General features: G+C 39.5%; 7 protein-coding genes and 1 CRISPR repeat array. Of the genes, 5 read left to right on the top strand and 2 right to left on the bottom strand.

The annotated features are described in order from the left end of the window. Nucleotides 1-360 precede the first annotated feature (360 nt). Nucleotides 361-498 carry a hypothetical protein gene (locus ACSVI6_RS06820; protein WP_491720149.1) on the top strand — a complete coding sequence of 46 codons (138 nt, stop codon included), beginning with the start codon at nucleotides 361-363 and terminating at the stop codon, nucleotides 496-498. Between the two features lie 210 nt (nucleotides 499-708). Further along, nucleotides 709-1,281: a hypothetical protein gene (locus tag ACSVI6_RS06815; RefSeq protein WP_491719407.1), complete on the top strand. Its 573-nt coding sequence runs from the start codon at nucleotides 709-711 to the stop codon at nucleotides 1,279-1,281. 57 nt (nucleotides 1,282-1,338) lie between these two features. Here ACSVI6_RS06815 and ACSVI6_RS06810 read toward each other — a convergent pair whose 3' ends face one another. Further along, nucleotides 1,339-1,941 (bottom strand): DUF3862 domain-containing protein, encoded by a 603-nt coding sequence (locus ACSVI6_RS06810; protein WP_491720954.1) that lies wholly within the window; start codon nucleotides 1,939-1,941, stop codon nucleotides 1,339-1,341. 82 nt (nucleotides 1,942-2,023) lie between these two features. Then, nucleotides 2,024-2,305, bottom strand: coding sequence for a type II toxin-antitoxin system RelB/DinJ family antitoxin (locus ACSVI6_RS06805; protein ID WP_491717390.1), 282 nt, complete (start codon nucleotides 2,303-2,305; stop codon nucleotides 2,024-2,026). A gap of 206 nt (nucleotides 2,306-2,511) precedes the next feature. On the opposite strand from ACSVI6_RS06805, the gene ACSVI6_RS06800 reads away from it, so the two are divergent. The 3 genes from ACSVI6_RS06800 (at nucleotide 2,512) to ACSVI6_RS06790 (ending at nucleotide 4,740) form a co-directional block, all read left to right on the top strand. Beyond that, nucleotides 2,512-2,820 carry a hypothetical protein gene (locus ACSVI6_RS06800; protein ID WP_491717389.1) on the top strand — a complete coding sequence of 103 codons (309 nt, stop codon included), beginning with the start codon at nucleotides 2,512-2,514 and terminating at the stop codon, nucleotides 2,818-2,820. A 179-nt stretch (nucleotides 2,821-2,999) separates the two neighbouring features. Continuing rightward, nucleotides 3,000-3,326: a hypothetical protein gene (locus ACSVI6_RS06795; RefSeq protein WP_491720152.1), complete on the top strand. Its 327-nt coding sequence runs from the start codon at nucleotides 3,000-3,002 to the stop codon at nucleotides 3,324-3,326. 88 nt (nucleotides 3,327-3,414) lie between these two features. Further along, on the top strand, nucleotides 3,415-4,740 hold the full coding sequence (locus ACSVI6_RS06790) for an IS3 family transposase (RefSeq protein WP_491716077.1): 1,326 nt from the start codon (nucleotides 3,415-3,417) through the stop codon (nucleotides 4,738-4,740). Between the two features lie 112 nt (nucleotides 4,741-4,852). Next, nucleotides 4,853-12,016: direct repeats of the CRISPR family, unit length 29 nt; unit sequence AGGATCACTCTCGCGCTTGCGAGTAAAAG. Nucleotides 12,017-12,067 lie beyond the last annotated feature (51 nt).

Here is a 12,067-nt window from a genome sequence, read left to right as displayed (position 1 = left end):
GGTTTTACCGCAGATTAAATTGTAAGGGATGTGTTTCCACCAATGAGATTATAAGTGAGTTACCCAGCTAATGAAAGAGAGGTACCTACCATTCACTTAAAACATCGATTTACCGCAGATTCTAAATAAGAAAGAAGTGTTTCCACCATTTTGCTAAATAAGATTCAAACTCATAATAATAATGCCTGATAGATCATCTAAAATGGTCTATCAGGTATTTTGATTCCCGCCCTTTTCCCTATCGACGGATGATTAAAAAATAATTAAAAAAGATTAGAAAAAATCGTTCAAAAGGGTTTACTTTATCATTTAAAAGGTATATTATAATGACAATAAATCAAAGGGGATGATTCCAGTATCATGAAGAACGATTTACCCCAGATTTTATTCAAGGGAGATGTAATCACCAACTTAGTACAAAGTTCGTTTTACCCAGCTAATGAACAGGAAGGTGTTACCATTCACTTAGAAAATCGATTTACCGCAAATTCTAAATAAGAAAGAAGTGTTTCCACCATTTCGTTATTAAAGATTCAAATCCATAATAATAATGCCTGACAGATCATGAATAATGGTTTGTCAGGTATTTTGATTTTAAGCTATTTTATTGCCAAGCTAAATTGAAATATTTAGAACGCATATTTTTACAACTGCACATAAATCATTCATAATATACATATCAATCGAATGAGTCAGGAGATTTTGCCAATGGATAAGCATAAGATCAATAAGTATATCGGAAACGATAAACCATTAGAAATTTATTCAAAATCACGTGATAATTATAAGTATGAAAACTTTGCGCTTGGTTATATCGTAAGGGACTTGGGGATGTACTTAATTTTACAAACGATCGATGACTATGGATTTCTTGATTCATATACAATCATCTTAAAGGATGATATTTCAAAAATTTCATTTGGAACTACCTATTCAAAACTGTTTGACCGTTACGTTGCTTTTACGAAGGAAAATCAACTTTACGATCCGTTTAATCTCCAGCAACAATTTAAAAAATTTAAAACTGATGATTTTTTTAAAATTATTGATTATTGTTTTAAACATCAAATAACACTTTCGGTTTATAGTACCGAGCACGATTATGTGCAACAGGGTCGTATCATGACGATTGAAAATGACTCAATAACTTTGAACGAAGTTGAATTTAGTGAATTAAATGGATTTAACGATGTTGATGAAAATGAACCCATTAATTTAGTTGATATTACTGCGATCGATATTTTAAGTAAGGAAAGTTTCTTATTCGATCGATTGAGCTAAAAACAATTAATAAAACAGGCCAGCTGCTAATTCAATTGCAACTACCCTGTTTTTATTTTACTTTAATTCACTATTGGTAATTTGAGTCACTTTATCATTACTAAACACCAAACTGATGGATTTACCATTTTCACCTGTAAGATAGACAACGGTTTTTAACGGTGTTCCGCCACTGGCACTTTCTGATTCCGCAGAAGGCTGCCCTAACTTTTCAATTACACTATTATAGCTATTGCCGATTTTAATTGAATTGATCTTATTATTGTTCAATACGCTTAATTTATTAATATCGGAATTGGAGAACCCTTTAGAAACCACACGATCATTTTCAAACGTAACCGTAACATCTTTTGCCTTAAATTGATTACTCAACTTACTAAAGAGATAACTTTTTACTTCTTTCCCACTACTAACCTTGGTAGTAGTAACTGATGATGGCTTACCAAGCAACTTTCTGACGTATGCAGATGTTGAACCACTGTTATCAACAAAGCTACCAACTTTAATGGACTGAAAATTGTGATAATTTAGACTAGCTTTATGAGAAACTGTAGAAGGATTTGCTCCCCTACTGCCCTTTTTATCTGTATTAGAATTGCTACAACCAATTAATATAAACGTTAGCAATAAACCAGCCGCAATTGAAAATAATTTTTTCATATCTGTAGCTCCTTAAAGTTATTTACATCTTAATTATACATTAGGTACAAACTCTGAAAAAGGATAAAACAATGCTAAAAATTTAAATAATTTTTTTATCATCATTAGCTAACTTATTCATCAACTCATCAAGGCTTTTAATAGAATTAAACTCATATTGCGTCAGTGGTTCATTCTGATCTTCTTCGCTAAATTGAGAATCAGCATCTAAGGTTGGCTTAAAAGGTAACGAACGTTCCCTTAAAGATTGTTTTAAAAACATATTGATGGCTGTACTCATATTAAATCCCATTTCATTAAACATTTTGGCAGCATCATTTTTTAAATCGGCATCAACTCGAACTATAATTTGTGATTGCTTCATTTAATATCATCATTCCTTTTTAATAACTATTAATTATACTATACATTGAGTATAAAAACAATTATAGTAAATCGAATAATTCTTAATAATTATTTTTAATTTAATTAATGATATTATGCTTAAAAATAAATATTATAAATTATATTTATTTTAACTACCCTATCTGTGATATAATGGAAATTGAAATTTTTTGGAGGTTAAAAATCATGAATAAAGCTAATATTTCATTAGTTAAAATAGTATTAAGTAATTCAATTGCAATTCAAGCACCCATTTCTGCAATGGCTGCATCAATCAACGGTAATTGGCACGGGAATGATTATGACGTAACGATTTTCGGTGATAAACAAAAACATATGCGCGTTAATAACACTTACGTTAACTTAAAAAGAGTTGACGAAAATAAATGGCAAACTCAATCAAACGGTGCATTCAAAAACTTTAATCTAATCTATAAACATGGGAATTTATACGTTGGTGGCGACTTGCATTACTACTACAAGTTACATAGATAATTAAATTAAAAATTTTTTATATATTATTTTTCTAGGTGGAAAGCTTTAGATGTTGAATTTAAGGCTTACCACCTATTTTTTGATATTAATTGGTAATAAAAATTTAAAATTAAATGTATTTAACCAAATTAATAAAAAATGTTACAATTAAATAAATACATATATGGAGGATTAAGGTTATGGCAACATATTTAATCATCGGTGGGATTGGATTAGTCATTTTATTCATTGCTTACTGTATATTAATAATTAAATCATCGAATAAAAGGGTTAAATCCGAAATTGATTCCGCCCCACAAATTGCTGAGGAAATGAACCCCGGTCAAAAAATAGTTAAAGAGCTTTCCACTACTGGTAGCGAGGCAATTTCAAAATTTCTAGAATCATTTCCAACTGATCAATTCTCAACCCATGTTCAAACTCGACACATTCGTAGAAATGATAGGGATTATTACACTACCCTTGTTACTATCGTTAAATTTCCAGATCATCAAAAAAGAAGATAAAAAAGATTGCTAAAAGCCCATAGGACTTTGGTATGAAGAGACCCCCGTATGTTGGACAGAAAATGTTCAGCATACGGGGGTCTTTATTTTGGCAAAATATAGTTATGAATTTAGATTGAAAGTTGTTTTAGAATACCTTTCTGGAGTTGGATCAACTACGTTGAACCATAAATATGGCATTAAGGGTGTTGCAACAATCTACTCGTGGGTAAAGACGTATAAAAAATTTGGTAAAAAAGCGCTTATTGCAAAACATTATAATCAAGAATATTCTTATATGTATAAATTAAAAGTGCTGAAATGGATGCACCTCTACCACAAGTCGTATCCAGAAACAGCACTTCATTTTAATATTGCATCTCCGTCGAGCATCTTTACATGGCAACGGAGATTAGAGAATGGAAGCCTATATTTAATGAATAAACGTAAGTCCCATCAAAAGAATGTTCTCACAAATAGCGCTGTAAAGCAAATTAAACTGTTAAAAAAGCAAAATTTAGCTTTATCGATTAAACTATCCTATGAAAAATTACTAAGCACTAATAATCAATACGAAAGTATTGATTTATTAGTGAAAAAATTTAGTGATGTTGCAATTTCTAGAATATTATCATCAATTTCATTCCCTAAAAGTAGTTATTATCATCATAGAAAAGCTTCGCTTTCGAAAATAAATGATGAGTTTGATACTGAGGTGAAAAAGGCTGTTAAGGATCATCCTGCTTATGGTTATAGAAGAATAACAGCATTATTTAACAATAATGGATACCATGTTAATCACAAAAGAGTCCAGAGAATTATGCAAAAATACAGTTTACAGTGCCAACTATTTGGAAAAAGAAAACGTAAATATAACTCTTACCATGGCCAAGTAGGCCATGTTGCTGATAATGTTTTAAATGGTGATTTTTCATCTAATAGTTTTGGAGAGAAGATAACAACAGATGTAAGTGAATTTAGATATGGAAATGAAGATATAAACCATCGGGTTTATCTTTCTCCAGTGATGGATTTATATTCTGATAAAATCATTTCATATGGAATTAGCAGCCATCCAACAGTTGAACTAACATTAAAGCCGTTGAACCAGGCACTAAAAAGAATCCAGAACACTGTTAAGCATTCAATTGTGCATAGTGATCAAGGAATTCAATACCAGAGTCATAGCTGGGTTCAAACACTAAACAAATATGAAGCTATTCAGTCCATGTCCCGTAAGGGGACATGTTTAGATAATGCTCAAATGGAATCATTTTTCCATATCATGAAAATTGAAATGATGAATACGCATTATGATACCAAAAAATCCTTAATCAATGCGATGAAAACATGGATTAAGGATTACAATAACAATAGATTAAAAGAAAAACTAGGATACCAATCACCAAATCAATATCTGGGATTGATATCCTAGCAAAAAGTATTAGTCCAACCTATAGGGGTCAGATCAGTAATCTTTTTTTATTTACTAACCCTAGTGATTGTGAGTAAGAGGCTTTAATTTCCACTATATTCAACAAACCATAAGGATAACTCTCGTACTTGCGAGTAAATGCTTTCATGTAATCATGTAATCAGTGGGTTCGCTCTCTCGCTTACGAGTAAAAGTGTCAATAAAATCATCTTCAATACTCTTTTTAAGGATCACTCTCGCGCTTGCGAGTAAAAGTCGATCACACTGCCATCCGCCTCAAGTAATCTAGGATCACTCGCGCGCTTGCGAGTAAAAGAAACGCTAAAAAGTGGAAGTATGTCCACGTTGAGGATCACTCTCGCGCTTGCGAGTAAAAGCTTTAGATAGCCTTATAAAGCAAATTAAGACGAGGATCACTCGCGCGCTTGCGAGTAAAAGCTTAGCATACTTAGCTATATAGCTTCTTTTCATGGGATCACTCTCGCGCTTGCGAGTAAAAGTCTAGTTCTACTACTTCATCAAAGTTCTTCATGGGATCACTCTCGCGCTTGCGAGTAAAAGGAAATAGATTTAAATAAGCAAGAAAGCCAATTAGGATCACTCTCGCGCTTGCGAGTAAAAGCACCATTGACGTTTGGCATAATTGCGTGTAGGAGGATCACTCTCGCGCTTGCGAGTAAAAGATAAAGATAGCCCCCCAGTAGTTATGCACAGTAGGATCACTCTCGCGCTTGCGAGTAAAAGTGCCGTTCACAAAATTGCGGATTTTGTGGAACAGGATCACTCTCGCGCTTGCGAGTAAAAGAATGGCAGACTGATACCCGCTAACGTGCTAAGAGGATCACTCTCGCGCTTGCGAGTAAAAGCGCTGCAACGTTACTACGTCGGCGATAACGATAGGATCACTCTCGCGCTTGCGAGTAAAAGTGATGTTTCAGATTATCAACCATCATCGCTGGAGGATCACTCTCGCGCTTGCGAGTAAAAGTGGCAGAAGAAAAAGTAACCACGCAAACAAGCAGGATCACTCTCGCGCTTGCGAGTAAAAGTCGCCGATGTTGATACTACTTAATGGGTTGCCAGGATCACTCTCGCGCTTGCGAGTAAAAGGATGCGGGTGTTGCATAATCCGAATTAATTTGAGGATCACTCTCGCGCTTGCGAGTAAAAGAAAAATAGTGGAAAATAACGAAACGGTGGATAAGGATCACTCTCGCGCTTGCGAGTAAAAGGCTTTCTTGAACGTAGCAAGCAAGCTAGTTTTGGGATCACTCTCGCGCTTGCGAGTAAAAGCCAGTTTTAGAATTCAAATAGTCTACGACACCAGGATCACTCTCGCGCTTGCGAGTAAAAGCGAGACATTATTCTTATTGGAAATTTAGGGATAGGATCACTCTCGCGCTTGCGAGTAAAAGAACTGCTGTGCATTGGATGCGTTCGTAGAAGCAGGATCACTCTCGCGCTTGCGAGTAAAAGGGTAATTTTTTGGTCTGCATTGTCTACCCTTAAGGATCACTCTCGCGCTTGCGAGTAAAAGGGAATATAAACGCTCTCACGACCTGCACTCTTGGGATCACTCTCGCGCTTGCGAGTAAAAGAGTTTCCATATCATTAGCATAGTAGCAAGCATAGGATCACTCTCGCGCTTGCGAGTAAAAGCATTCAACAGCAAAAAGGCCAATTCAGTGCCGAGGATCACTCTCGCGCTTGCGAGTAAAAGTTATAAAGTTGTAGTGACGATGTCGCAGCATCAGGATCACTCTCGCGCTTGCGAGTAAAAGCTAGCTTACCAGAAGGCGATCTAACAGCTAGTAGGATCACTCTCGCGCTTGCGAGTAAAAGGCTATGTTTGACCGTGATGACATCGTCCATCAAGGATCACTCTCGCGCTTGCGAGTAAAAGCGTATTTGTATGGCGGTCTTGGTGCCCGCTTGAGGATCACTCTCGCGCTTGCGAGTAAAAGTTGACGGGTAGTCTGACAGCATCGTTGCGTCTAGGATCACTCTCGCGCTTGCGAGTAAAAGCGCAGATGTCAACGTGTCCGATTAAGCTGTCCAGGATCACTCTCGCGCTTGCGAGTAAAAGGTGTGATGATGTATGTTAGAACCATCATTTATAGGATCACTCTCGCGCTTGCGAGTAAAAGGCAACTATACGAAGACACGATCGGGGATGATTAGGATCACTCTCGCGCTTGCGAGTAAAAGTTATCCCTCCTTATTTAAAAAAAGCTATTAACCAGGATCACTCTCGCGCTTGCGAGTAAAAGGGGTCTTAACTTTTCCTGCTTGAACGTTCTTAAGGATCACTCTCGCGCTTGCGAGTAAAAGCATACGCCCGCTTACTTTGGAATACATCGGCAAGGATCACTCTCGCGCTTGCGAGTAAAAGGCAATGTTGCTAGTTATACGATGACACGCAGTAGGATCACTCTCGCGCTTGCGAGTAAAAGTTTAAGTGAAACGGCAACGGATGCATATGCTAAGGATCACTCTCGCGCTTGCGAGTAAAAGTATATCATGAATAAAAAAGAAATTTTAAACGAAGGATCACTCTCGCGCTTGCGAGTAAAAGCCCCAAACACCATCGGGAAGATAACGCATGACAGGATCACTCTCGCGCTTGCGAGTAAAAGTATACTACGTTACAGTAGATGCAAACAACTATGGGATCACTCTCGCGCTTGCGAGTAAAAGTTCTGTAATCGATTGAAACATTGCCAGAACTTAGGATCACTCTCGCGCTTGCGAGTAAAAGACATGGAAATGAACGAAGACGAAAAGGCTGACAGGATCACTCTCGCGCTTGCGAGTAAAAGTCATTATTCAAAATCAAGACAAATTATTAAACAGGATCACTCTCGCGCTTGCGAGTAAAAGTACAAGATAACAGTTACATAGCAACCCTATTAGAGGATCACTCTCGCGCTTGCGAGTAAAAGAGTTGATACATGGTTTAGGGCGCATCCCTTTTAGGATCACTCTCGCGCTTGCGAGTAAAAGTTACCTTTTTCCCCTGCATACTTGGCAACGGGGGGATCACTCTCGCGCTTGCGAGTAAAAGAAAGGAACATAATATAAAAATGCTCCTATCTTAGGATCACTCTCGCGCTTGCGAGTAAAAGGGGGTTGGCACTGACTTACCGTCAACCGTTGCAGGATCACTCTCGCGCTTGCGAGTAAAAGAAGGAACGGTCGTACACCTGCACCACGGATGTAGGATCACTCTCGCGCTTGCGAGTAAAAGTTTAGCATATATTACTATATTCATATTATTTAAGGATCACTCTCGCGCTTGCGAGTAAAAGTGTGTAATCCATTACGCAATTCCTCCAATTTTAGGATCACTCTCGCGCTTGCGAGTAAAAGACAAGACTGGATTAATTCGTAACAAAGATTACGGGATCACTCTCGCGCTTGCGAGTAAAAGCGTTTTAAAACGGGTTTGCGTGAAACGGGCAAAGGATCACTCTCGCGCTTGCGAGTAAAAGATGCATAATTGTAGTCGCTAGGTGCTTTTGAATAGGATCACTCTCGCGCTTGCGAGTAAAAGAATTCAATCCAGACCAATCATTAGCAGATAGGAGGATCACTCTCGCGCTTGCGAGTAAAAGGCATTAACGTCAGTAATTGCCTTTTGGAACATGGGATCACTCTCGCGCTTGCGAGTAAAAGATATGAACTACGATCAGTTCCGCTATACTTTTAGGATCACTCTCGCGCTTGCGAGTAAAAGACAGTGGATAAGCGTTGTAGCTGTCATTACTAAGGATCACTCTCGCGCTTGCGAGTAAAAGTTATCGATTTCTGTAATAAAATCATGCAGAATAGGATCACTCTCGCGCTTGCGAGTAAAAGAGCTTCGGAGGTTCATGGGCTTTTATCATTATAGGATCACTCTCGCGCTTGCGAGTAAAAGGAACCAGCCATCCAAGAATATCTAGAGGAGTTGGGATCACTCTCGCGCTTGCGAGTAAAAGGTATTGCTTGTCATTGATCGTGATTTTTTCGGGGGATCACTCTCGCGCTTGCGAGTAAAAGGATAAATCTTTTATCGAAGACACTAAAAACGGAGGATCACTCTCGCGCTTGCGAGTAAAAGCAGTTGCAGCACCCATGATCGTGCTTGCATGCAGGATCACTCTCGCGCTTGCGAGTAAAAGTGAACTGCGTCATCATCGTTAACATCAATGTCAGGATCACTCTCGCGCTTGCGAGTAAAAGGGACAATTCATTAATCAAGGGTTAACGATCGGGGGATCACTCTCGCGCTTGCGAGTAAAAGCTTTTATTCCCTGCATACGCATCAATATTGGAAGGATCACTCTCGCGCTTGCGAGTAAAAGTTGAAAGCCAAGCTATCGACAATGCCGAAAGTAGGATCACTCTCGCGCTTGCGAGTAAAAGTTTAGCATGGCGGCATAATTTGGCGTGCTTGAAGGATCACTCTCGCGCTTGCGAGTAAAAGTTTATGAAATGGCTTTCTGTTCTGTTCTATTTAGGATCACTCTCGCGCTTGCGAGTAAAAGACAGTATCAAGTGAGTGAATTTGACGGCGAACAGGATCACTCTCGCGCTTGCGAGTAAAAGTTGAAGTGATCATTGCTTGCAAGGTATGCTCCAGGATCACTCTCGCGCTTGCGAGTAAAAGAAAAACAGAAAATAATTAATCAAGTTCAATCAAGGATCACTCTCGCGCTTGCGAGTAAAAGTACTAAAGCCAGCCACTTGTGCCACGATTTGTGCAGGATCACTCTCGCGCTTGCGAGTAAAAGAAAGTGAGGCGATTAGATGAGTTTGATTGATGAGGATCACTCTCGCGCTTGCGAGTAAAAGGGTTCCAAAACTGTCAGTGAAAACAATTCTGTAGGATCACTCTCGCGCTTGCGAGTAAAAGCCATTCGTTGACGCTAACTCTGAAATGAAGCAAGGATCACTCTCGCGCTTGCGAGTAAAAGGTTGTAACTTGCTAATTCGTTTAAATCTTTAAAGGATCACTCTCGCGCTTGCGAGTAAAAGTAAGCTCCGTGAAATGAAACAATTAGTTGATGAGGATCACTCTCGCGCTTGCGAGTAAAAGTTTTCCCAAACGTTCCGAATCTTTTTGAAAACAGGATCACTCTCGCGCTTGCGAGTAAAAGTTCTCTTGTTCACCAATCTCTTTTTTAGCATTAGGATCACTCTCGCGCTTGCGAGTAAAAGAGTGACTTACGAACATTAGACAAGTTCTTAGCAGGATCAATCTCGCGCTTGCGAGTAAAAGTCACTTACTTGTACGTTAGGAGTCTTAAGAACAGGATCACTCTCGCGCTTGCGAGTAAAAGATGACACCAGTCAACAAACGTCACTTAACTCAAGGATCACTCTCGCGCTTGCGAGTAAAAGGATTGCTGCTTTCACTTAATCCGCAAGCCGTCAGGATCACTCTCGCGCTTGCGAGTAAAAGCAGTATCAATCAGTGGGTCATTGAAACCTTTCAGGATCACTCTCGCGCTTGCGAGTAAAAGCATTTTTATACGAAACGTCCCCCATTGCAGAAAGGATCACTCTCGCGCTTGCGAGTAAAAGGATGGAGAGCGCATTAGACAAGATTGAATTTCAGGATCACTCTCGCGCTTGCGAGTAAAAGAATGGAAATTGACGCTTTGAATAATCAAGGGAAGGATCACTCTCGCGCTTGCGAGTAAAAGATCTTCTGATTATTTCATAGTCAGATTTGCGCAGGATCACTCTCGCGCTTGCGAGTAAAAGCCTTATTGATGACTTCATCAAGCGGTTTTTTGGGGATCACTCTCGCGCTTGCGAGTAAAAGCAGTTGGTTCAGCAGTTGACTGGACGAAAGGTAGGATCACTCTCGCGCTTGCGAGTAAAAGTAAATCACACATGGTTGACTTCTTTAATAAGTAGGATCACTCTCGCGCTTGCGAGTAAAAGGTGCACGTATACAAGTAAACCAGTATGCAGATAGGATCACTCTCGCGCTTGCGAGTAAAAGGAGCTAACGGAACGGGTTATCAACAGTTAGATAGGATCACTCTCGCGCTTGCGAGTAAAAGGCCGACAAGAAGTTAGATAGCGAAATGAGTCGAGGATCACTCTCGCGCTTGCGAGTAAAAGTAGCTCTTTTGCTACAACATCACAACTATCTGAGGATCACTCTCGCGCTTGCGAGTAAAAGGTAGCGAAGTTGGGCAAAACACTAATAACTGAAGGATCACTCTCGCGCTTGCGAGTAAAAGTCGTTGGTCTTCTGATTCCCAACGTACGACATGGGATCACTCTCGCGCTTGCGAGTAAAAGTTAGCCCAAAGAGCAAGCTGACCGTTGATTGCAGGATCACTCTCGCGCTTGCGAGTAAAAGGATGACACGCAGCATTGACGGCAAAACAGCTAAGGATCACTCTCGCGCTTGCGAGTAAAAGTCTCAATCGATCTTGCAAGATTTTCAAATTGGAGGATCACTCTCGCGCTTGCGAGTAAAAGGAAACAACTGATAATGACATCTTCCAGATTGAAGGATCACTCTCGCGCTTGCGAGTAAAAGAGCCAAAGTGGAAACCAGATAACCGTATTATCAGGATCACTCTCGCGCTTGCGAGTAAAAGACCTCATTCAAGGCTTGACCGATTGTCAACATAGGATCACTCTCGCGCTTGCGAGTAAAAGCTTTTCTAAATCCATTATTCTTCACCACCGTTGGGATCACTCTCGCGCTTGCGAGTAAAAGAGGATTCATGAATGCTGAAATTTGCGTTAGATAGGATCACTCTCGCGCTTGCGAGTAAAAGTTAATTGAATCCACATTAAACGAATTCAATGCAGGATCACTCTCGCGCTTGCGAGTAAAAGTACTGTCACTGGCAATCGGATCATTGAGTTTGAGGATCACTCTCGCGCTTGCGAGTAAAAGGATTAAAAAGGAAGATCCAACGCTTTTGAAATGGGATCACTCTCGCGCTTGCGAGTAAAAGAATTGGTGGCAGGCTTTTTTATTTTGCCCTAAAGGATCACTCTCGCGCTTGCGAGTAAAAGACCAATGTTCGATGGTCGATCAAGTGGATGACAGGATCACTCTCGCGCTTGCGAGTAAAAGACCACACCGATGATTGAGGTTAAATCAATGCTAGGATCACTCTCGCGCTTGCGAGTAAAAGCTATATAGGTGGAAAAAAAGACCTTTTTGAACAGGATCACTCTCGCGCTTGCGAGTAAAAGAAATTGGTGAATTTAAAATCACTCGGGTTCACAGGATCACTCTCGCGCTTGCGAGTAAAAGTAGCAAGTTTAGCCTTCAGCACATCATGGTCGAGGATCACTCTCGCGCACG

It is taken from the genome of Nicoliella sp. ESL1106, from assembly GCF_058509965.1.
The sequence above is the reverse complement of the archived record's forward strand: the minus strand, read 5'-3'. Positions and strand labels throughout refer to the sequence as shown.